A 26,222-nucleotide genomic window follows, 5' to 3' on the forward strand; every position below is an offset into this window, starting at 1 on the left:
CGAGAGCGCGAAGCAGCGCCGGCCCAGGCTGCGCCGCTGGCTGCACAGCCGGCCGCGGCTGGGCGCGGCGATCCGCCTGGGACCGTAGCGCCGACCAGCACCCCAACAGGCGTCATTTTCCGACGCGGCCAGCCCCGACGGCGCCCCACGGTGCGCCAGGCATGGTGCCTGTTCGGTGAAACGGGCAGGGCCGCTCACACCGATTCAGCCCAGTTTCAGCGTGCCGATAGTCAATTACATCGACTCAATACATTCTTGTATGATGCAGGTGCACAAAGCCGGACAGAATGAACTGCGGTCCTCCGACGTAAGCCCTGAGGGGAGTCGTGATAGTGCTATTGACCCCCCCCCCCCCGCAGGATGGGTAGAGGCGCCGTGCTCGCCCGCGAGATTAACCCGCTGACCCCCCCCCCCCCGCAGGATGGGTAGAGGCCCAACCGTCCAGTGTCAAGTGTGATGCGTCGACGCGTGTCGGTATCCCTCGCCAGGTCGCACAGACGCCCGCTCGCGGCCTGCGCCGCGCTGGCTTTCGCAGCAGCGGGTGCCCTGGTCGGCATCGCCGCAGACCAGCACCCTGCCGAAGCGCAGACGATCTCGGTCACCAGCCTGGTCAAGAACACCGGCCGATCCAATAACGCTGAACAGGCGTTGAGTTCGGACGTTCCGAGGTTGGCCCAGGTATTCACCGCCGGCACGGGCGCCGTGTTGGACTCGATCGGCATCAACTTTCAGGGAATCCACGCGGATGCGGATCCGGTCAGCGAGCTGACGGTGACGCTCCAGTCGGTCAGCAATTCGAACCGTCCCAGCGGCGTGCTGTGCACGCTCTCGAACCCGGCCACCATCAGCCCTCACGGCGTGGCGTTTTTCGAAGCCCCTCCCACAACGGAAAGCGGGGCGTGTCCGAGGCTGAGCGCCGGGACGAAGTATGCGGTGATGATTGCACGGGCAAACAGCACCACCCAAAAGATTGCGCTGGGCTTGACTACGTCCAATTCGGAGGACTCGGGGAAGGCCCCGGGATGGAGCATCCGTGACACTTCATCCGGAGTCGTCTCCAACACGTGGCACACCATCGGCAATTCAGTGGTCTTCCGAATCGACGTCAAGGGCTATGAGTTCTCTGACGCCGAGGGTGAGCCCACCATCACGGGCGTCGCCGGGCTGGGGCACACCCTCACCGCTGACACTTCGGGGATCACCGACGCCAACGGCTTGACGGGGGTCGAATACAACTACCAGTGGATCCGGGTCGACGGCGGCGTCGACGCCGACATCTCTGGCGCCACCAATTCCACCTACACCTTGGGCGATGACGACGAAGGCAAGACCGTCAAGGTGAAGGTGACCTTCACCGACGATGACGGCTATTCCGAGGAACTCACCAGCGAGGAGTCGCCGGCTATCGCCGCGCTTGACACCGCCGACACGGCAACCCAGGTCTCCAACACCGGCCAGTTCGGACAAGGTGTTCTTAGCGTGGCGTCAGAGCAGAGTCACGCGCAGGTGTTCACGACCGGGCCGAATTCATTCGGCTACGAACTGGACTCCGTCGGTGTGTACACCGACTTCTCGCCGGGCATAGACGTCGCTTTCAAGGAACATATGGATGTGGCGCTCCATGCCCTGGACGGCGACGGATTGCCCGAAAGCGTTGAGCTCTGCACGCTTAACGACCCGGCTTCGGACGATCTATTCATAGACGGGGGGGTCTCCACGTACGAGGCACCCAGCGGATGCCCGCTACTGGTCGCCAACCGCTCGTATGCAGTCGTCGTCTCGCACGACTTCGGGGTAGACGTCGGCAACGAAGTGGGGCACACCTCTCATCACGATGACGTCCTGGTTCCCCCCACAGGGTGGACTATCGCCGACCAGCGCCTCATCCTGAACCGCACCAACAACACCTGGTCGGCTGTGAACAATTTCGCGCTGCGCATCGCGATCGACGCCGCGCCGTACACCGGCCCGTTGGTGTCCACCACCGGCCAGAGAACCGTGTCCAACCCCGCAGAGCTGGACGCCACTGACACCAAACTCGCCCAGTCGTTCACTACCGGAGACAACCCCGGTGGCTTCGGGCTGAGCTCGATCGGCATCAAGTTCGGCACCGTCAGTGCCGACTCGCAGCCGGACAGCGAACTGACCGTGACGCTCAACGAAGGAGGCGCCGACCCCGGCGATGCGCTGTGCACGCTCGCCAACCCGTCCACGTTCACCGCCGACAGTGTGCTGCACTTTGAGGCGCCCACGACGGGAAACGGCGCCTGTCCGCTGCTCGACGAATCGACTTCTTACTTCGTGGTGGTCGAGCGGGCCAACAACACCAGCGACACGATCGGGCTGAAGCGTGCGTGGGACACCGAGAGCATCGAAGACACTCTCTTGCCGGCAACCGACTGGACGGTCGCCGACGTGCGCCACCGCTTCAGGAGCGGCTCGTGGGAGTCGCAGCCGAAACCTCACCAGATCGAGGTGAAGGGCACTGTGCTGGCGCCGCGGCCTACTGCTTTTGTCTCGGGCACCCCGGTGGCGGGCCAGTCTCTCATCGCCCTCACTAGCGGGGTCGCCGATGCCGACAGGCTCGCGGGGACCGGGTTCTCGTATCGGTGGATCCGCACCGATGCCGGCACCAGTGCCGACATCGATATCGCCAACGCCACGTCGTCGTCATACACCCTCACCCCAGAGGATGTGGGCGCCACCGTCAGGGTGCGGGTGAGCTTCACCGACATCGCCGGCAACACCATGTCGTTCACGAGCGGGCGCACCGCGACGGTGGCGGCGGCGGCCGCAGCGGGGTCGCAGCGGGTGACCGACATCAGGCTGCACAACAGCCAGAACAACCCGTTGGGCGTGTGGGGCAACACCACCACGATCTGGGTGGCGAACGACGAGTCGGGGAACGGCGACAAGCTCTATGCGTACCGGCGCAGCGACGGCAGCCGTGACACAGCCAGCGACTTCGACACTCTGAGAGCGGCGGGCAACCAGATACCCACGGGCGTCTGCTCTGACGGCACCACGATGTTCGTGGCCGACCAACCCGACGACAAGGTCTATGCCTACAAGATGTCGGATCGCTCTCATGACGCCGCCAAGGACATCACGCTGGACAGCAGCAACACAGATCCTGTGGGCTTGTGGTGCGATGCGAACACGGTGTGGGTAGTCAACGACGCCGGCGCCGCCAACAACAAGATCTATGCCTACAAGCGCTCCGACGGCTCGCGCGACACCGCCAAGGAATTCGACGAGCTGTACCAGGCCGGCGAGCCCGGCGCCACCACCAACACCGATCCGAAGGGGCTGTGGTCCAACGGGGAGACGATGTTCGTGGTGGACCAGGTGGACAAGCGCATCTATGCGTACAGCTTCGCCGACGGTTCTGAGGACTCGGCGAAGAACATCGATCTGCACGCCGACAACGCCAAAGCCCACGGGCTGTGGTTCGACGGCCGGGTGCTGTGGGTGTCGGACCGCGACGATGAGAAGCTGTATGCCTACGACCTGCCCGCAGCGCACACCCGCCGCACGTTCTGGTCGGGCACCGCCACGGTCCGCACGCACGTCGGCGATAGCTCGATCGTCGGTTATGAGAGCACCGGAGTTTCATACCCGTCCAGTGCTCTCGACGACACCGGCTTCGGCTACGGGGCAGCCGCCTTCAGCGTGCGGACGATGCATCTCAGTGCGCTGAACAGCGAGCTCGTATTGAGTCTGGCACCGACGGTTAACAACGACGTGTCCCAGAACTGGGAGCTGGTCCTAGGCGACGCGAACTCCGTCTATGAGCTCCCCGCGGGCACCCACAACACATCCCCCGAGTACACGAATTTCGTGCTCGACCCCGGCGCCGCGACGTGGAGCGATGGCCAGCAGGTGGAGCTGTCGCTGCGGGCGGCGCCGGAGGCGCCGGCGGGGGTGCCCGCGCTGACCGGCACGGCGCAGGTCTCCCAGAGCGTGATCGCGGACGTGTCGGGGATCGCCGACGCCAACGGCGTGTCCGACGATGCGTTCGCGTTCCAGTGGATCCGCGTCGACGCCAGCACTGAGACCGAGATCGACGGTGCTTCGGGGCAGTCCTATTTCCCCACAGACGACGACGTCGGCAAGCAGCTCAAGGTGCGGGTGGTGTTCAACGACGACGCCGGATTCGAGGCCTACCCGCTCACCAGCGAGGCCTCCGCAGAGGTCGAGCCCCCGCCCGAGACCGCCGCGGCGGCGACGCAGGTCTCCAACACCGGCCAGACTGCCGGCCTCTACTCAGCGCTCACCAGCACCACGACGTCCAGAGGACAAGCGTTCAGGACCGGGCCGAGCCTGCACGGCTACGTGCTGGAGTCGGTCGGCTTGGTCCTCGACCTCGATGTCAGTCGTGCGGGATCGACCCGCGTGCGGCTCCATGAGCAGTCCGGCAGCGCTCCCGGCGATGTGCTGTGCACGCTCGACAACCCCGCCTTCACCGCCTTGATCTCTGACGTGGAGCGATTCGCCTCTCCCTCGAGCGGCACGGCGTGTCCGGAGCTGGCGCCCAATACCACCTATTACGCGGTCGTCGACCGCACCGGATCGAACCAGGCTTCTACATCGGTGCGCACCACCGGAACCGGGGAGGACGTGCTCGATCCTGCCACGGGCTGGACCATCGGCAACAACTTGCACCAGTTCACCAACAACTGGGGGCAAATCTTCAGACGGGCGCATTACCTCGAAGTCAGGGCCGCGCCGATCATCGGCCCGCTGCTGTCCACTGCCGCCCAGGCCGCATCCTCAGGCGGGAGCGCACTGGATGCCACGACTCCCAAACGGGCCCAGGCGTTCACCACCGGTGCCGGCGCCGGGGGCTACCGCCTGAGCTCGGTGGAAATCGACTTCGAGGAGATCCACGCCGCTTCCCAGCCCGCCGGCGAGCTGACCGCAACGCTCAACCAGGTGGGTACCGACGGCCATCCCGGCGATGTGCTGTGCACGCTGACTGATCCGGACGCCTTCGCCGCCTCGGGACTGCACCGCTTCGGCGCGCCCACGACCGGCGACGGCGCGTGCCCGCGGCTGTTGGCGTCGACGTCGTACTACTTCGTGATCGAGCGGGCCAACAGCACCACTCAGGCGATCTCGTTGAAGACGACTGTGAGCAACGCAGAAGACACCATCGAACCGGCCACCGGATGGACCGCGGAGGACACTGGCCGCGATTTCGAGCAGGCGAGCAGTGCGTGGAGTTCGGCGGCGTCCACCTACCTGTTGGAGGTGCGAGGCCGCCTGCTGGTCTCCCAGCCCAACAGCGATCCCACCGGTGCGCCCGCCGTCTCGGGCACGGCCACAGTGGGCCAGACCCTGATCGCGCTCACCTCGGGGATCGACGACGCCGACGGCCTCACGACCGCCGAGTTCGAGTTCCGGTGGGTCCGCACCAACAGCGGCACCGACACAGACATCGCGGGCGCGCAGTCCCAGACCTACACCCTCAGCGGCGAGGATGAGGGCGCCACCGTCAAGGTGCGGGTGAGCTTCACCGACGACGCCGACAACGACGAGTCGCTGACCAGCGCGGCCAGCGCGGCGGTGGGAGCGGCAGCCGCGGCCGGGTCGCAGCGGCTGTCCGACATCAGGATGCACAACAGCCAGCAGAATCCCACCGGGGTGTGGGGCAACACCACCACGATCTGGGTGGCGAACAACTGGACGGGGAACGGCGACAAGCTCTATGCCTACAGGCGCAGCGACGGCGGCCGTGACACGGCCAGCGACTTCAACACGCTGAGCGCGGCGGGCAACCAGTCGCCCACGGGCGTCTGCTCTGACGGCACGACTATGTTCGTGGCCGACATCGGCGACGACAAGGTCTATGCCTACAAGATGTCGGACCGCTCCCATGACTCGGCCAAAGACTTCACGCTGCTCAGCGGCAATACAAGTCCCGGGGGCTTGTGGTGCGATGCCAGCACGGTTTGGGTGTCCAACGACGGTTCCGGTGCCAACGACAAGGTCTTTGCCTACAAGCGCTCCGACGGCTTGCCCGACACGGCCAAAGAGTTCGACAGCGCGTCGGCCAACGCCGCGCCAAAGGGGCTGTGGTCGAACGGGGAGACGATGTTCGTGGTGGATCAGGGAGACAACCAGATCTACGCGTACAGCCTCGCCGACGGCTCTGAGGACTCGGCGAAGAAAATCGACCTGCGCGCCGACAACGCCAAAGCGCGCGGCCTGTGGTTCGACGGACGGGTGCTGTGGGTGTCGGACCCCGACGACGACAAGCTGTATGCCTACGACCTGCCCGCAGCGCACACCCGCCGCACGTTCTGGTCGGGCACGGCCACGGTCACCGCGAACAGTTCCGGCAACGCGGTCGGGTACGACGCGGCCGCCTCAACGTTCCCGTCCAGCGCTCTCGACGACACCGGCTTCGGCTACGGGCCAACCCAGTACAGCGTCGAGGCGCTGAGCCTCAACGCGACCTTCAGCCAATTGACACTCACGCTGTCGCCGAGGGTGAGCTCGGACGTGTCGCAGAATTGGGAGCTGGTGCTGGGCGACGCGGAGCACGTCTATGCGCTGCCGGCCGGCACCCAGGACACGAACACAAACACCACGGCGTTCCAACTCGATCCCGGCACCGCAACATGGAGCGCGTCCGAGCAGGTGGAGGTGTCGCTGCGAGCTGTGCCGGCTGCGCCGACGGGTGCGCCTGCGGTGTCGGGCGACGCGCAGTTGACCCAGCGCGTGACCGCAGACATGTCGGGGATCGCGGATGCCAACGGCGTGTCGGCCGATGCGTTCGTGTTGCAGTGGATCCGCGTCGACGCCAGCACCGAGACCGACATCGACGGCGCCACCTCGCCCACCTATGTCCCCACAGACGACGATGTCGGCAAGCAGCTCAAGGTACGGGCGGTGTTCAACGACGACGTCGGATTCGAGGCCTACCCGCTCACCAGCGAGGCCTCCCCAGAGGTCGAGCCCCCGCCCGAGACCGCCGCCGCGGCGACGCAGGTCTCCAACACCGGTCAAGACCCTGGTGGCGAATTCAGTATCGACAACAGCAGCCCACTGAGGGCGCAGGGGTTCACCACCGGGCCGAGCCCTCACGGCTACGTGCTGGAATCGCTCGGCTTCTCCCTGAGGTTCGGCTCTCTCGCACGCGCGGGCGTGACAACGGTCAGGCTCCACGGGGTCGGCGATGGCGGCAATCCCGGCGCGGCGCTGTGCACGCTCGACGACCCGGCGGCCTTCACCTCGGACGCTAACGACACCGAGAGGTTCACCGTGCCCGCGAGCGGCACCCTGTGCCCGAAGCTGGCCCCGAACACCACGTATTTCGCGGTGGTGAGCCGAGAGGGCCCGAACCCGACCCTGGTCAACGTTCTCTATTCCTCCAGCGCCGCAGAGGATGCTCTCGATCCTGTCACCGGATGGAAGATCGCCAACTCGCGCCTCTGGTCCAACGGCACCACTTGGAATAGGCCGGGGGGGACCTCAGCCCACTTCCTCGAGGTCGCCGCCGCGCCGATCATCGGCACGCTGGTGTCCAACACCGGCCAGGCCGTGCACGCTAGTTCCACGCACCCTCTGGGCTCCGGGTATCGCCAGCACGCCCAGGCGTTCACCACCGGCGGGCATGTCGGCGGCTACAGGCTGACATCAGCCGGCGTCGTCTTCGACTTGATCCACGCCGACGCCGACCCCGACGCGGAGCTGACGGTGACGCTGCGCGATTCGGGCACCGACGGCCATCCCGGCGACGTGCTGTGCACGCTCTCCCACCCGGCTGCTTTCGCCAGTACCGGGTTGCACACGTTCGATGCGCCCACCGGCGATGACGCCTGCCCGCGGCTGCGGGCATCGGTCGACTACTTCGTCGTGGTCACTCGGGCCGCGGAACACATCAGCGCGACCAGGTTGGCCAGGACTGCCAACGACGCAGAAGACGTCCTCGACCCCGCTACGGGCTGGGCGCTGGCGGACACCAGCCGCCGCTGGTCGGACGCGGACAGCGCCTGGGAGTCCCGCAACGACCCCGCGATGATCGAGGTACGCGGCCTCGTGCTGGTCGAACAGCCCGACAAGGCCCCCACCGGCGAGCCCACCGTCGCCATCAGCATCTCCGTTCCCGGCACCGGCCCCATCACCGTCCACGACGTGCTCACCGTCGACACCTCGACCATTGCCGACGGCGACGGCCTTGAGAACACCGAGTTCACCTACCAGTGGGTGCGCACCACCGCCGGCGTCGACGCCGACATCTCCGGCGCCACGTCGCAGAGCTACACCCTCGTCCCCGCCGACGCGGGCAACACCGTCAAGGTGAAGGCGGGCTTCAGCGACGACGACGGCCGCAGCTACACCCTGCCCAGCGCCGCCACCGCCACCGTCGCCGCGGCATCGCCGGGCCTGCTGATGGTGCGCGAGCTGACGGTGGCCGAGGGCAGCACCGCCGACTACACCGTGAGGCTGACCACCGAGCCCGCCGCCGATGTGGAGATCGATGTGGTCAAGCTGGGCGGCAGCAGCGACGTGACCGTGCCGGCGGCGACGCTCACGTTCACGTCGTCGAACTGGGACCAGCCCCAAACGGTGACGGTCACCGCCGCCGCTGACGACGCCGACTCGGCCGACGACCTCGCGGTGATCACCCACACCGTCGACGCCGCCAACAGCGACAACGCCTACGACGACTTGGCGGCGGTGGCGGTGGTGGTGACCGTGGTCGACGACGAGACCGTCAAGCTGGTGGGGACTCGGGATGGTTTCGCTGCGGATAGTCCTTCCATCGGAGGGACCGCTAACGAGCGAGATGCGCAGTTGTTCACAACTGGGCTGGCTGCGTCTGGCTACAGGATGGACTCTTTGACGTTGTGGTTCGGGCAGTACGTGGGCTTGCCTGTTGGGCAGGCGTCGACTCTTGCGGTGGTGGCGGAGATCACCGAGGTTGTTCCTAACGGCGTGCCCCCAGTGGACAGTGATCATCGTCCTGCTGCCCGTATCCCCGGCGATGTGGTGTGCACGTTGGTGAGCCCCGATGCCTATGTCGAGAACGGCGAGAACGTGTTCACCGTTCCTGATTCGTGTCCTGCGCTGGTGCCTGACACCAGCTATGCAGTTGTGTTGAGGACCTTGGGCATCCCGAATCACCGGGTCCGTATGCGCGGCTGGGTCGGGGATTTTCCGCCGTGGGCCGATGCTGATTCGGCCGAGGGATGGCGGGCTGATCGTGACTGCGTGTACCCCCCCGTTGCCGCAGGCGGCGATTTTTGGGCCAGGTGCGACGACTTTGCCAACTTCGGTTTTGCGCTGCGGGGCGGTGTGGCGGCGGTGCCGGACATCTTGGTGTCGCCGTCGTCGTTGGAGGTCACCGAGTTCGGCGCAGCCACATTCGATGTGGCGCTGTCTGTTGAGCCTGCCGCTGATGTGACGGTCGATTTGACGGCGGGCGGTGCTTTGACGGTGGAGCCCGCGAGCTTGACGTTCACAGCCGACGATTGGGACACCCCCCAGACGGTCACCCTCGACGCGTCGAATTTCGACCTGGACACGGCGAGCCCTACTGAGACGGTGTCGCTGATGGTGGGCGACGGGAGCTCGCCGGAGTATTTGCGGGGGGCGGCGGGCAGTGTCGAGGTGACGGTGGTGGAGGGCGTGCCGGGGGTCACGGTGTCGGAGTCGTGGCTCGACGTCACCGAGAACGCCTCGAGCACCTACGAGGTGGCGCTCGACGCGCGGCCGTCGGCGTCGGTGACCGTGAATGTGGTGGTCACTGGCGACAGCGATGTGACGGTGTTGCCGTCGAGCCTGATGTTCGGCACCACCGATTGGCAGCAGCCGCAGACGGTCACGGTCAGCGCGGCGGACGACGCTGATCTCCTGTACAGCAGGGCAACGGTCTCCCACACGGTGGATCACGGCACCGCAACGGAGTATGCGTCGGTGACCGCCGGTGATATTGCGGTCACTGTCATCGACGACGAGACGTCGACGCTGATTTCAAACTTCGGCAAAGACAGCCGCGACTTTGAGATTTTCGGTGCATCCAATCGCCGAGTGGCGCAGGCATTCACCACTGGTCCGAGCAGCGGGGGCTATGAGCTGGCCAGCATCGGCCTCAGCCTCAGGCGGTTCGAAGCGGGTGCTGGCGGGGCGATCACCGTGTCAGTCACCACCGCGGTTCCGGACGCCACCCTGGGCTATGTGCCCGGCGAGGCAGTCTGCACGCTGGCCGTTCCCGATCGCTACCGAAGCGATGCTGTGAACCTGTTCATCGCGACGGAATCCTGCTTGCTTTCCGGCGCCGCCACCTACTTCGTCCATGCGCACCGTGCCGACCATGACTTCGATGGATGGGATTTGTGGACGACATCGGACACTGGCGTCGATGGCGGCGGCTCGGTTGGCTGGTCGCTTCCGGTCCCATATCAACACGACGGACATGTCTTTGATGTCGCTGGGGTCCCGCAGCGCGCCCAGCTCGAGATCGCCGGGGTTGTGGTGCCGGGGTTGGTGGTTTCTGATCTGGCCTTGACGCTGGGCGAGGACACTTCGGGCAGCTACACGGTGGCGCTGAGCGTGGCGCCAGCCATCGATGTGGTGATCGAGGTGGCGAGGCTGGGCGGCAGCAGCGACGTGACGGTGTCGCCGGCGATGCTCACGTTCACGTCGTCGGACTGGGACCAGCCGCAGATGGTGAACGTCACCGCCGCTGACGACACCGACGCCGTCGGCGATGTAGCGGTGATCAACCACACCGTCGACGCCGACGACAGCGACGATGCCTACGACGACATGGCCGCGGTGGCCGTGGTGGTGAGCGTGGCCGACAACGACGACGACACCAAGCTGGTCGGCACCACGCAAGGGCTCACGAGCAGTACTTCCAGGAAATTGTCCGCTGCCAATCCGATCTGGGCTACGGGGTTCGACACCGGCCCGTCGCCGGCCGGCTACCGGGTCGGGTCGATCGGCATGTTCTTGCACGCCTTTGCCGGTTACTCGGCTGGGGTGACCGACACGCTGGTGCTCCAAGCGACGATCGCTGAGGCTGTTGCCCACGACTCCCTCGGCTACATACCCGGCGAGGTGCTGTGCACGCTGGTGAGCCTGGGCGGGTACACGGCATTCAACGCTTACTCGTTCGCTGCGCCTGATTCGTGTCCGGTGCTCGCCCCCGATACCGGTTACGTCGTCAGCCTTGAACGCCTGGGCGCATCGGATTTCGACGTCAACATGGTCAGCACTGTCTGGCAGGAACTTTCGCCGGGCGTACCGCACCCCGGCTATGACCTTGACTCCGCCGACGGTTGGTCGGTCAGCACAAGCTGCGGTTTCTATGTCGATGCTGAGAGCCGCTGGGTTCCGTGCACAGGGAATGGCGGCGGCTACATCGAGGTTCGGGGCAGCACGGCGCTGGTGCCCGATATCGCGGTGTCGCCGGCGTCGTTGGAGGTCACCGAGTTCGGCGAGAGCACCTTCGAGGTGGCGCTGGCCTCCGAGCCGGCTGCCGATGTGACCGTCGATCTCAGCGTGGGCGGCGGCCTGACGGTGTTGCCGGCGTCGTTGAGCTTCACGTCGGCCGATTGGGACGCCCCGCAGACGGTGACGGTCAGCGCGTCGGGGTTCGACCTGCCCAATGCGGCCAGCCCGACCGAGACGGTGTCGCTGGCGGTGGCCGACGGCAGCTCGCCGGAGTACCTGCGGGGCGCGGCCGCCAGCGTCGAGGTGACCGTGGTGGCAGGCGTGGTGGGGGTGACGGTGTCGGAGACGTCGCTCGACATCGACGAGAGCGGCTCGGGCACCTACACGGTGGTGCTGGGGGCGCGGCCGGCGTCCAATGTGGTGATCGACGTGGCGTTGGACGATGACAGCGACATCGATGTAACGGTGTCGCCGATGACGCTGACGTTCAGCACCACCGATTGGCAGGACCCCCAGACGGTCACGGTCAGCGCAGCCGGCGACACCGACAGCACCGACGACACCGCCACGGTCACCCACACGGTGGACGACGACCGCAGCGCCAACGACTACGACGGCCTGACGATCGCCGGCGTGGCGGTGACGGTCCAAGACGATGACCCCACAGTGATCCCCGAGATCGGCCCGCCGCCGCGGGTGACGGGCTTCGCGCTGGACGGCGACAACGCTGACTCCTGGGGCGTGTGGGGCGACGCCGAGACGATCTGGGTGGCCAATGACGACACCGGCACCGACAACAAGATCTTCGCGTACCAGCGATCCGACGGGTCCCGCGACGCCGACAAGGACTTCGACACCCTCAACGCTGCCGGCAACCAGGACCCGCGTGGCATCTGTTCGGACGGCACGACCATGTTCGTCGCCGACTCGGCTGACAACGACGTCTACGCCTACAAGATGTCGGACAGGACGCGCGACTCGGCCAAGGACATCACGCTCGAGTCGGCCAATGACGCCCCCTCGGGTGTGTGGTGCGACGCCGGCACCGTCTGGGTGGCCAACGACGGCACCGGCGCCGCCGCCAAGGTCTTCGCCTACCAGCGATCGGACGCCAGCCACGATTCCGCCAAGGACCTGGAGTCTCTGTACGACTCCACCGCTGCGGCCAGTGACAACGCCACGGCGCCGCGGGGTCTGTGGTCCGACGGCGCCACAATGTTCGTGACCGACAGCAGTGACGACAAGGTGTTCGCCTACAAGCGGTCCGACGAGTCCCAGGACTCGGACAAGAACATCACGCTGGACTCCGACAACGCCGACCCGCGGGGGCTGTGGTTCGACGGCCGGGTGCTGTGGGTGGCCGACAACATCAACGGCAGGCTCTACGCCTACGACCTGCCGGGAGCGCAGCCCGACAACACCCCCGCGGTCGGCGCCCCGGCGATCAGCGAGTCGGCGCCGATGGAGGGCGCCGAGGTGACTGCTGGTGTGTCGGGCATCACCGACTCAACCGACGGGATTGCGAACGTCTCCTACCACTACCAGTGGATCCGGGTGGACGGCACCGACGAGACCGACATCGACGGCGAGACCGGCGAGACCTACACGCCCACCGCCGACGACGTGGGCAAGCACCTCAAGGTGCGGGTGGTGTTCGACGACGACGCCGGCCACAAGGAGTACCCCCGCACCAGCCCCGAGGCCGGCCCGGTGACGGCCCCCGACCCGGTGGCCCCCGACCCGGTGGCCCCCGACCCGGTGGCCCCCGACCTGGTCGACAACACGGGCCAGACCGCTGAGGCGACAGGCGAAGCCCTCGAATCGAGCAATTACCTCACACAGGCCCAGGCATTCACGACCGGCGCCGCCACCGACGGCTACACGCTGAGCTCGGTCGGCGTCAGGTTTCACACTATCGCCGACACCGTGACGGCGGGCAGCCAGCTGACGGTGACGCTGAACGCCTCAGCGCTGAACTCCAGTGCCGACGTGGTGCCGGGCAGTGTGCTCTGCACGCTGGCCGACCCGGCGACGTTCTCGGGCTCGGGCGTGCAGACCTTCGATGTTCCGCCGGCTTCGGGCGCGGACCGGTGCCCCACGCTTGCGCCGAGCATGTCCTACTTCGTTGTCATCGAACGGGGGAACGCCACCTCGGACGAGATCTCCTTGGCTGTGACGCTCAGCGACAACGAGGACAGCGGCGGCGCGGCGGGCTGGTCGATCGAGAACTTCGGCCACCTCCAGGACACTGGTAATCCCTGGGAGGAGGACCAAATAAGTCAAGCCCGCCAGATCGAGGTCAGAGGCGTTGCGTACGTCCCGTCGCGGGTGACCGGGTTCGCGCTGGACACCGGCACCGTCCTTTCCCGGATCCGGGGCGTCTGGGGCAACGACGAGACCATCTGGGTGGCCAACGACGGACTTTCCGCCGGCGCCGGCAACAAGCTCTTCGCCTACAAGCGCTCGGACGGGTCCCGCGACGCCGACAAGGACTTCGACACCCTGAGCGCGGCCGGCAACGATCGCCCGTCGGGGGTTTGTTCGGACCGCACGACCATGTTCGTGGCCGACATAGAAGACGGCAAGGTCTACGCCTACAACATGTCCGACACGACCCGGGACGCGGACAAGGACATCACGCTCAACTCGGCGAACGACAATGCCCTGGGTGTGTGGTGCGACGCCAGCACCGTCTGGGTGGGCAACGACGCCACCGGCGACGGCGCCGGCGACAAGATCTTCGCCTACAAGCGCTCCGACGGCACCCACGATACGGCCAAGGACATGGAGGCCCTGTACGACTCCACCGCTGCGGCCAGTGACAACGCCACGACGCCGCGGGGTCTGTGGTCTGACGGCACGACGATGTTCGTGGCCGATCACGACGACAACAAGGTGTTCGCCTACAAGTTGTCCGACGAGTCCCGGGACTCCGCCAAGGACATCGCGCTGGACTCCGACAACTCCAGCCCGCAGGGCTTGTGGTTCGACGGCCGGGTGCTGTGGGTGTCCGACATCGTCGACAGCCGGCTCTACGTCTACGACCTGCGGGGCGCGCAGCCCGACAACACGCCCGCCGTGGGCGAACCGGTGGTCCGCAGCGCGTTCTCCACCGACGTCTACACGGCAAGTGTGGTGGCGGCGAACAGTCCCCCGCCCCCACCCTTCTCCACCGGATACGCCGTGGCGGGTGTCTTTCTTAACGCTTTCGGATCCATCACCGAGACGGAGTTCACCGTGGATGGGGTCGCGTACACCGTTCGCGCCGTACTCGACGGGAACGACGCCGACAACTCCGGCGATCTGGCCCTCGAGCTGGACAAGGCGCTGCCGCGCGGCTTCACCCTCACCGCGGACGGCGTGTCCTACGCCTCGGACGACGCCGCCGAGAGCGAACCGGGAACGGGCCGCTATCGGTACACCTGGTCCGCCGGTCTCTCCTGGTCCCTCGGCTCGTCCATACAGGTCGCTCTGAGCGTCGAAACGCCGAACAGAGGCGAGGAGGTGTCCGCCGACGTCTCCGGCATCACCGACTCCACCGACGGGCTTGCGAACGTCTCCTACGAATACCAGTGGATCCGGGTGGACGGCACCGACGAGACCGACATCGACGGCGAGACCGGCGAGACCTACACGCCCACCGCCGACGACGTGGGCAAGCACCTCAAGGTGCGGGTGGTCTTCGACGACGACGCCGGCAACAAGGAGTACCCCCGCACCAGCCCCCAGGTCGGCCCCGTCGTCGAGCCCGACAAGGTGATCGTGTCGGTGACCGAGCTGACGATGGCCGAGGGCGTGCCGGTCACCTACACCGTGGAGCTGGCCTCGCAGCCCTCAGGGAACGTGATGGTGGACATCTCGGTGCCGGGCTTGGAGTCCTATGAGTCGGTGACGGTGGCGCCGTCGCAATTGACGTTCACGGCGGACAACTGGTCGACCGCGCAGGACGTGACGGTGACCTCGCCTGTTGATGACAATGGTGCGGACATCTCGGCGGTGATTGTTCATGAGGTGGCTTCGGGCAGCGCCGCGGAGTATGCGAGCGTGACCGCGGAGCTGCCCGTGAGCGTCACAGATACCAGTGCCACAGGCATCAACACTGTGACTGGGCGAGTCATCGCCAAGTTCTCGGTGCTGGAGGGCGGCACGAAGCAGTTCCCGATCAGCCTGTTTGCCCGGCCGACTGCGGATGTGACCGTCAACGTCGCGGTCGCCGGGGGCCTGACGGTGAGCTCAGACGGTGTGAACTACGCACCGACGGCGAGTGTGACGTTCACGTCTGGGGACTATTCGACGGCGCAGACGGTGACGGTGGCCGCGGCCCAGGACGCGAACTCGGTCCATGAGACCGGGACGATCACCGTGTCGGTGGCGGCGGGCAGCGCGGCGGAGTATGTGAGCAAGGCGATGCCTCTCACGGAGAGCGTGATCGTGGCTGATGACGACACGTCGCCGGGGGTGACGGTGACGCCGCTGACGCTGGAGGTGGGCGAGGGGGACACCAACGCCTATTCGGTGGTGCTGGACGCGTTGCCGTCGGCGCCGGTGGCGGTGTCGACGGGGTCGGGGGATGCCTCTGTGGTGACTGCGGTTCCGGGGCAGTTGACGTTCACGGCGGACAACTGGTCGGTGGCGCAGGTGGTGACGGTGACCGGCGTGGCCGACGACGCCGACATGGCCGACGGGTCGACGGCGGTCGCTCATGCGGTGCTTGCCACGTACTTCGACAACGGCGCCGAGCTCAGCGCCTTGGAATATGCCGCTTTGGCCGACGTGGACAGCGTGGCGGTGAGCGTGGTCGACGACGACCGGCCGACGGTATCGGTGTCGGAGCTGTCGGTGGCCGAGGGCGGGATGGGCACCTACACGGTGGTGCTGAACGTGGCGCCGGCGTCGAATGTGGTGATCGACGTGGCGCTGGCCGACGGCAGCGACAGCGATGTGACGGTGAGCCCGTCGTCGTTGACGTTCACCTCGTCGGGCCAGGGGATCTGGTCGACGGCGCAGATGGTGACGGTGAGCGCGGCCGAGGACGACGACAGCACCGACGCCGCCGCCGAGGTGACCCACACGGTGAACAACGACGACAGCGACAACGCCTACGACGACGTGCCCATCGAAAGCGTGGCGGTGACGGTGGTCGACAACGACGAGGCGGACACGACGGTCGACCTGGTCAAGAACACCGGGCAGACAGCCGCGAGCGGCGCCACCTTCGAAATCCCCCTGGATGAGCCTGTTGCCCAATCGTTCACCACCGGCGCGAGCATCCGCTATGAGCTCGACTCGATCGGTTTCAGTTTCTCCAGCATCGCCGATGCCTCGACCGCGGGGAGCGAGCTGACGGTGCGGCTGACCGAGGAGGCCGGCGGTGTGCCGGGCCGGACGCTGTGCATCTTGGAGGACCCGCCCAGTTTTTCCTCTTCGGGCACGCACACGTTCACGGCGCCGACCGCCGGCGCCGACCGATGCCCTCAGCTCTCGGCGAACACCGCGTACTTCGCCGTTTTGGAGCGAGCCGGCCACAACGAGCACGAGATCACGCCCCACCTCACCCAGAGCAGCAGCGAAGACGAAGGCGGTTCGCCAGGATGGACTGTCGCCGATTCCAGCCACGGCTACACCACCGCCCTCAACGCGGGCTGGTTGAGCTCATCGAGCCAATCCCACATGATCGAGGTCAGGGGCAGCGTCGCCACGGAGGTCGCGGTCCCGCCGGACTGGGGCCTCATCCCGAGCGGGCTGGCTGCCGGGGACGCGTTCCGGGTCCTGTTCGTCACCGGCATCGCCAGCCCGACCTCGACTGACATCGCGGATTACAACACCTATGTCCAGGCCCAAGCCGCGGCAGGCCACACCGACATCGCGGACTACAGCTCCTGGTTCCGGATTGTCGGCAGCACCGCCGACACCGACGCCCGCGACAACACCGCCACTGCCTACACCGCCGACGACAAGGGCGTGCCCGTCTACTGGCTCGACGGCATCAAGGTGGCTGACGACTACGAGGACTTCTACGACGGCGGCTGGGACGACGAGGCCAACCCCACCGGGGCCGACGGCGCCGCGGCCACCGTCGACCGGGTCTTCACCGGCAGCACGAACGCCGGCACCGAGGCGGACTCCAGCACCGAGTCGGGCTCGGTGACCGCCGTGTCGCGGGCGTTGGGCGCCGATCCCGCCCGCGTCGGGCGGCTCAACAACAGCGCGGGCGGCCCCCTCGACGCGAGCGAGGCGTCGGCCGCCGCCAACATCTATCCCTATTACGCCTTGTCGGGGGTGATGGTGGTGGGCGAGGCGGTCAACTATCGGGCCGCCGGCGTGCCCGTCATCAGCGGTACGGTGAGCGTGGACGAGGAGCTGACCGCGGTCACCTCGGGCATCATGGACCCCGACGGGACGGCCTCGGCGACGTTCGTTTACCGCTGGGTCCGCCTTGACGGTGCGACTGTGACCGATGTGGGCACGTCCTCGGCCGCCTACACCTTGGTGGACGCCGACGTCGGCAAGCGGATCGTGGTGTGGGTCGGCTTCGTCGACGACGAGGGCAATGCGGAGGGTCCGATAGCGAGCAGGCCGACCGTTGTGGTCAACGCCCCGGCCACCGGCGTGCCGACGATCAGCGGCACCCCGCGGGCGGGCGAGACGCTGACAGCGGACGCGTCGGCCATAGCGGACCGAAACGGGACGGCCTCGGCGGTTTTCGCCTACCAGTGGGTCCGCGACGACGGTTCGACCCAGACCGATATCGGCTCGGACTCGGCCGCTTACACGCTGGTGGACGCCGACGCCGGCCACACGATCAAGGTGAGGGTCAGCTTCGACGACGACGACGACATTTCGGAGGGCCCGCTGGAGAGTTCGGCGACCGAGACGGTGGTCGCCGCTGACGTCCTGGTGCAGAACAGCGCGAAACCCGTCGCCAGCAGCCCCGCCGAGCTGTCCAGCGCCAACTCCGGTTACGCCCAGCGGTTCACCACCGGCGCCCATGCGGGCGGCTACACGCTGGGCTCGGTCGGCGTCGCGTTCGCCGAGATCGGCGACACGGCGACGGTGGGCGCCGAGCTGACGGTGACGCTGAACGCCGACGCCGGCGGCTCTCCGGGCGAGGCGCTGTGCACGCTGAGCGACCCGGCGGCGTTCGCCGGCTCGGGCCTGCACTCCTTCAGCGCTCCGACGATCGGCACCGATCTGTGCCCCGAGCTTGCGCCGGGCACCACGTATTTCGTGGTGCTGTCGCGGGCGAACGCAAATACCGACGCGATCAAGTGGTCGTCGACGGCCGCCCTGGGCCAGAACTCCGGCAGCCTGGCGGGCTGGTCGATAGGCGACCGCGGCCACCTCTATGACGACACGAGCTCGGCGTGGTCGCAGCTCGCCGCGGCGCAGAACCTCCTGATCCAGGTGAGCGGCGCCCCCGACGATGCGATCACGGTCCCGGTGGACTGGTCGCTTTTGCCCGCCGATGTGGCCAACGGGGACCGGTTCCGGGTCCTGTTCGTCACCGGCACGCACAACCCGGCCTCTGCCGATATCGCCGTCTACAACACCTTCGTGCAGGCCCAGGCCGCCGCCGGCCACACCGACATCGCCGACTACAGCCATTGGTTCCGACTGCTCGGCAGCACCACCAGCACCGATGCCCGCGACAACACCGCCACCGCCTACACCGCCGACGACAAGGGCGTGCCCATCTGGTGGCTCAACGGCACCAAGGTCGCCGACGACTACGAGAACTTCTACGACGGCGGCTGGGACGACGAGGCCAACCCCACCGGGGCCGACGGCGCCCCGATCGCCGTCGAGCGGGTCTGGACCGGCAGCACCGACGCCGGGACCGAGAAGCTCCTGCCCGACAATGCTTCGCTGGCGATCGGCAACGGGGGCAGCATCCAGGTCGGGCGCCTCGATCACAGCTCGAGTGGCCCCCTCGACGCGAATGCTTTCTTCGACCCCGCCACCAACTGGCCCTTCTATGCCCTGTCGGGGCTGTTCGAGGTCGGCGAGGGCAACTTCCCGCCGAGATTCGGCGCAGAGACGGCTACCCGCACCCTGGCGGAGAACAGCGCCGCGGGAGTGGGCGTCGTCGGCGGCGCGGTCACCGCCACCGACCGCGACAGCGCCGACACGCTGGCCTACACGCTGACGGGCACCGACGCGGGGACCTTCGACATCGACTCGGACGGCCAGATAACGACCAAGACCGGGGTCGCGCACACCTTCGACTTCGAGGACGCCGCCAACAACAGCTTCACCGTGACGGTGAACGTGAGCGACGCCAAAGACGTCGACGGCGAGCCCGACACCGCCGTCGACGACACCATCGCGGTGACCGTCGAGTTGACGAACGTCAACGAGGCGCCGGTGATCACCACCACGGCGGCGGCGTTCACCGCGTTCAACGTCGACGAGAACACCGCAACGTCGGAGGTCGTCAAGACCTACGAGGCGACCGACCCCGACGCCGACACGACCCTGACGTGGTCGTTGGAAGGCACCGACGCGGGCGACTTCGCCATCGCCAAGAACGCCCAGGGCCACGGCGAGCTCACCTTCGCCGCCGTGCCCGACTTCGAGTCGCCCGCCGACGGCGACACCATGAACGACTACGACGTGACGGTGAAAGTCACCGACAACGGCATTCCTGACAACCGCGGCGTCAGCGATCAGCTCGACGACACAGTGGGCGTCACCGTGACGGTCGTCGATGTCAACGAGGCCTCCAAGGTGATCGTGTCGGTGACCGAGCTGGCAGTGGTCGAGGCCGGCACGGGCCCCTACACCTACACGGTGAAGCTGGGCCAGGCGCCCAGCTCCGATGTGGTGATCGACATCGGGTTCGGCGAAGGCAGCGATGGCGATGTGTCGGTGAGCACCGACGACGGCGTGAATTTCGCGGCGACGGGGACGCTGACGTTCACGTCGGGTAACTGGTCGGTTGCCCAGACGGTGACGGTGAGGGCCGTCGGAGACGACGACAGCGCCGATGACACCGCCACGGTGACCCACACCGTGGACGACGACCGGAGCGACAACGACTTCGACGGGGAGACCATTGCCAGCGTTGCGGTGACGGTGGCCGATGACGACCCGGCGGGTGTTGTGGTCGATTGTCCGGTTTCGGTGCTGGAGGGCGGAACGGCAGAATGCGAAGTCGAACTGGCTACCCCGCCGACGGCGGACGTGACCGTGACCATCGCGGCCGGCGGGGGCCTGACGGTGAGCACTGACGGCAACAACTTCGGCGCGACGGGGACGCTGGCGTTCACGTCGGCGATGTGGAACACCGCCCAGACGGTGACGGTGGCCGCGGCCCAGGACGGGAACTCGGCCCATGACACCGAGACGATCACCGTGTCGGTGGCGACGGGCAGCGCGGCGGAGTACGTGGGCGCGCCGTCGGTGTCGGCCAGCGTGGTGGTGGCTGATGACGACACGTCGGCGGGGGTGACGGTGTCGCCGGTGACGCTGTCGGTGGGCGAGGGCGCCACGAAGGCCTATTCGGTGGTGCTGGACGCGTTGCCGTCGGCGCCGGTGGCGGTGTCGGTGACGTCGGGGGATACCTCTGCTGCGACCGTTGATGCCGCGCAGCTGGTGTTCGACACGTCGAACTGGAACACGGCGCAGACGGTGACGGTGTCCGGCGTGGCCGACGACACCGACATGGACGACGGCACGGCGACGGTGGCCCATGGGGTGGTTGTTGAGTACACCGACGGCAACGGCGATACCCAGCACAGCGCCTTGGAGTATGCGGCTTTGGCCAGTGTGGACAGCGTGGCGGTGAGCGTGGCCGATGACGACCGGCCGATGGTGTCGGTGTCGGAGCTGTCGGTGGCCGAGGGCGGGATGGGCACCTACTCGGTGGTGCTGGGTGTGGCGCCGACGTCCGATGTGGTGATCGACGTGGCGACGGCTGATGGCAGCGACAGCGATGTGACGGTGAGCCCGTCGTCGTTGACGTTCACCGCGTCGGGCCAGGGGATCTGGTCGACACCCCAGACGGTGACGGTGAGCGCGGCCGAAGACGCCGACAGCACCGACGACACCGCCACGGTGACCCACACGGTGAACAACGACGACAGCGACAACGCCTATGACGATGTGCCCATCGCCAGCGTGGCGGTCGCGGTGGTCGACAACGACTTGGTGGGGATAACGCTGTCGAAGACGTCGGTGCACTTCGCGGCCGAGGGCAATAGCGGTCAGACCTACACGGTGGAGCTGGCCTCGAAGCCGACCGCTGATGTGACCGTGGAGATCGCGGTGGCGGATCTGGAGTCCTATGAGACGGTGACGGTGAGCACCGACGGCATGAATTTTGCGGCGACGGCCAGTTTGACGTTCACACCGTCGACGTGGAACACCGCTCAGACGGTGACGGTGAAGTCGCCTCCCGATGACAATGCCGCCGATGTCGCGGCGACGATCCGCCACACGGTGGGCACGGGGAGCGCCGCTGAGTATTTGGCGGTGACCGCTGATTTGGCGGTGACCGTTGACGACTTGGCGCTGCTGGTGGACTCGCCCGAGTTCGACAACGGCGAAACGGTGCTGGAGGGCGACACGACGGAGTTCGACCTGGTTCTGCTGGCTAAGCCGACTGCGGACGTGACCATCAATGTCGCCGCCAGCGGGAGCTTGACGGTGAGCACCGACGGCGTGAACTTCGCGGCGACGGCGAGCTTGACGTTCACCCCTGACGATTACTCGACGGCGCAGACGGTGAACGTGGCCGCGGCCTCCGACGCCAACTTGGTGCATGAGACCGAGACGCTCACCGTGTCGGTGGCGGCGGGCAGCGCGGCGGAGTATGTGGACGCGCCGGCGGTCACGCTCAGCGTGGTGGTGGCTGATGACGACACGTCGGCGGGGGTGACGGTGTCGCCGGTGACGCTGGAGGTGGACGAGGGCGCCACGAAGGCCTATTCGGTGGTGCTGGACGCGTTGCCGTCGGCGCCGGTGGCGGTGTCGGTGACGTCGGGGGATGCTGCTGTGACGACTGCGGTCCCGGCGCAGTTGGTGTTCGACTCGTCGAACTGGTCGAACGCGCAGATGGTGACGGTGTCCGGCGTGGCCGACGACGCCGACATGGCCGACGGCACCGCGACGGTCGCCCACGCCGTTGTGGCCGGCTACACCGACGGCAACGGCGATACCCAGCACAGCGCCCTGGAGTACGCCGCTTTGGCCAGCCTGGACAGTGTGGCGGTGAGCGTGGTCGATGACGACAGGCCGTCGGTGTCGACCTCGGAGCTGTCGGTGGCCGAGGGCGGGATGGGCACCTACACGGTGGTGCTGAACGTGGCGCCGGCGACCGATGTGGTGATCGACGTGGCGCTGTCGGGTGACAGCGACAGCGATGTGACCGTGAGCTCGGACGGCATGAACTTCGCGGCGACGGCGAGCTTGACGTTCACCGCGTCGGGCCAGGGGATCTGGTCGACACCCCAGACGGTGACGGTGAGCGCGGCGAGCGACGACGACAGCACCGACGACGACGCCACGGTGACCCACACGGTGAACAACGACGACAGCGACAACGCCTATGACGACGTGGCGATCGCCAGCGTCGAAGTGACCGTTACCGACGACGACGATGTTGGGGTGACGGTGTCGGAGTCGACGCTGTCGGTGGATGAGGGCGACATGACGGGTGAGTCGTACACGGTGGTGCTGGACGCGGCGCCGACGTCTGATGTGGTGATCGACATCACCGCGACGGGGGATCTGACCGTGTCGCCGACGTTGTTGACGTTCACCGTGTCGGGTTCGGGAATCTGGTCGACGCCCCAGACGGTGACGGTCACCGCGGCTCATGACACCGACACCGCCGACGATTCCGACACGGTGTCCCACGCGGTGAACGATTCCCAGAGTGACGACGCCTATGACGGGCAGTCGATCGATTCGGTGTCGGTCACCGTCGACGACGACGACGTGGCTCTTGTGGCGAACACCACTGCTACGGGCAGGCCGACGATCTCGGGCACTGCGCAGGTGCATGAGACGCTGACGGCCTCGACGTCGGACATCGACGACGCAGACGGCCTGTCGGGCGTGGAGTTCTTCTATCAGTGGATCCGCGGCAGCGACGCCGAGATCACCAACGCAACCTCGCAGACCTACACGCTGGTCCCAGGCGACGTGGGCGCCACCGTCAAGGTGCGGGTCAGCTTCACCGACCAGGCCGGCCATGCCGAGATGCTGACCAGCATCGCAACCGTCGCCGTGCTCGCCGCCGTCGACCCAGCCCTCGCCGCTGACGACCCGAGTCTCGGGGTGACCAATGTGCGGTTGACCAAGGGCCGGGACCCGACGGCCGGCAACGTGGTCGGCGATACGAGCACCGCCGTGGTCGATGAGACGAACGGCTACGTGCAGGCGCGTGTGAGGCTGGCATGGAACGCACCCGCGGCGCAGGCGGCTGATGTGATGGGCTACCTGGTGGAGCGGCGCACCCACTACTGCTATTTGGACCCTGCTGGGGTGGACCGGCTGACGTTCTGGAACAAGGTCCACGAGTGGGACTTCGAGCAGGCCCAAGAGCGGCACGCCGGCGAGGAGTTCTCGGTGGGCCCGTCCCAGCTCAGGTTCGTGGACCTGGGCAGCGCAAGCACCTATGTGCGCGACGACGGCAGCGTCTATGTCAGCCAGCCCTCAGGAGCGAGACTGAGCTCGGCCGAAGCAGGCGACGACGCATACGTCACGATCCGCCAGGAATATCGCATCGTCACGATCCGCCGCGACGCCGACCCGGTGTATTCCACCAGCGTGCTGGTCGGCTACGACCACACCGCCACGGGCACCGACCGCATCACCGTCACCCCCCAGCCGACCGAGCGCTCCGAGCCCAACTGCGACGGCACCGCTGCGGCGATCACGCTCGGCGACATCGTGGTGAGCGCCGTCGGATCCACCACGGCGACTGTCACCGTGCCGATCGCCAACGCCGACGACACCTTCGTGTACTTCGGTTACGCCACCAACACCATCGGGTGGCAGTACCGCTTCGTGCAGGTCTCGGCGAGCACCGCGTCGGTCACTCTCGCCGGTCTTGTGCCCGGCACCAGGTACTACATACAGGCATCCTTGGACTCCGGTTTCGACCGGGGCAGGAACCGCGTCACCACCTTCGACACCCAGCCCGCCAGCTAGCGCTGTCTGCTAGAGCGCATTCAGCAGCGAGCCCAGCACCACTCAGCCGAGGGTGATGCCGGGGACTGTCGGACGCTCCCTTGTCAAGCGGCGAGTGCGAAGGGCTGATTTCGGGTCTGTTCGTCGCGCCACATTCGTCGGATGACGCGGTTGGCGAGTTGGCGTTTGTGGGCTCGTCTGGCTTCGCGTCGGGTCTTGCCTTCGGTGGCTTTTTTGGCGAGGTAGGCAATCGCTTGGGGCTGGGTGCGCTGCTGGGTGACCGACGCGACGTGCAGCACGCTGTTGATGCGCCGGTTGCCTCTGAAGTCGAGCCGGTGCTTGACGGGGTTGGCGGCGCCTTCGCCTGATGACAGGGCGACGGCGCCGGTGCCGCACCAGCGGGCGAACTTGGACTCGCGGTCGAACCGGGTCGGGTCGCCGACCTCGCACAGCAGCGTGGCAGCTGAGATCGGGCCGATGCCTGGTTCGTCGCGCAGGGTGGTGCCGTGGCGGTCGAGCAGCTCGTCGATGAGGCGCTCGAGGCGGCGGATCTCGCGGCGAGCTGTGCGGTCCTGGCCGATGAACGCCTGGAGCCATTCGAGCCGATATTTGCCGGCGGGGGTCGTGTCGGTGTCGGGGTCGATGTGTTCGAGGCGGCGCAGCCGGGCTTCGATCTTGCCGTTCGTGGTGAGCTGGTCGCGTATCTCGGTCGGCAGCTTGGAGATCTGGTCCGCGACATGGTGCAAACCCAGCGTGCGTGCGGCCACCAGGGCCCGGCGGTGCTCGAGCACAGCCTCGATCTCGGCCACGGCAGGGTCATAGACCTCCAGCGTCTGGACGGGTCCCAGCGTCGGCTCGGCCAACAGCGCGCGGGCCGAGGCGACCGCGTCGACAGCGTCGGTCTTGCCCAGCTGACGCGAGCGGCGCTGGGCCGCTGAGCGCGACGCCGGCACCTCACGGGCGTCGAACCCGGCTGCTGTGAGCGCGATCGCGACGTGCGCTCCCCACTTGGCTGATCCCTCCACGCCGACCTGGCAGACGGCGTGAGCGTCGAGCAGATCGATCGCTTCGCCGTACCCGGCGGCGGTGTTGTCGAACGTCTCGTGGGTGATCTCGACGCCGCGATGGTCGACGATCCCTGCGGTGAAGGTGTCCTGGTGGGGGTCGATTCCCCCGACTGGCGGTGTCATGCTGTGCTCCTGCTGGAAGTGAAACTCCGGTGGGTCCGGGAACGGCAGGGGCGCTTCGTCACAACCGAGTCGAGACAGTCAGGCTCCCTTCAAGACAGGAGCGCTCCTGCCGGCCCCACACTCGACGCGACACGTCTGACAACAGGCACAAGGCCACAAGTCTGGTGGAGTCACCGTCGAGCATGGAACCGGACCGTAACCCCCTGGCAGAAGGCGCCGGCAAACCCAACAGTGACACTCGGGAATTTTGTGTATCGGGCGTGATCTGAGGGTCCGCAGCTGAGGGCTGTGGGCTGGGAAGGATCATGTCTGTGACTGATCATGACGTGCCGGCTGTGCCGGCGAGCGAAGCTGCCGACGATGCAGCGATGAAGGACTGGGCCGAGTATCTGGTGGCCCAGGCACGCGCGGAGGGCGTGGAGCTGTCGGGCCCCTATCGCAAGGCGTTCACCGACACGCTGGCGCACGCGAAACAGATCGCCGACC

Annotated in this window: 2 protein-coding genes and 1 pseudogene; 1 reads left to right on the plus strand and 2 read right to left on the minus strand. The window is 67.1% G+C overall.

Annotated features, from left to right (window positions below; all coding sequences use genetic code 11):
* Nucleotides 1-456: 456 nt before the first annotated feature.
* Nucleotides 457-18,807 (plus strand): annotated as a pseudogene (locus ACOCMM_RS06225) (choice-of-anchor R domain-containing protein); the annotation flags it as partial.
* 4,148 nt (nt 18,808-22,955) lie between these two features.
* Here ACOCMM_RS06225 and ACOCMM_RS06230 read toward each other — a convergent pair.
* Both ACOCMM_RS06230 and ACOCMM_RS06235 read right to left on the minus strand, forming a co-directional pair.
* Nucleotides 22,956-23,123 carry a hypothetical protein gene (locus ACOCMM_RS06230; RefSeq protein WP_419554828.1) on the minus strand — a complete coding sequence of 56 codons (168 nt, stop codon included), beginning with the start codon at nt 23,121-23,123 and terminating at the stop codon, nt 22,956-22,958.
* Between the two features lie 1,527 nt (nt 23,124-24,650).
* On the minus strand, nt 24,651-25,736 hold the full coding sequence (locus ACOCMM_RS06235) for an IS110 family transposase (protein WP_419552323.1): 1,086 nt from the start codon (nt 25,734-25,736) through the stop codon (nt 24,651-24,653).
* Between the last annotated feature and the right edge of the window lie 486 nt (nt 25,737-26,222).

The sequence above is a fragment of the Candidatus Poriferisodalis sp. genome, from assembly GCF_965198245.1.
Lineage (GTDB): Bacteria > Actinomycetota > Acidimicrobiia > Acidimicrobiales > Poriferisodalaceae > Poriferisodalis.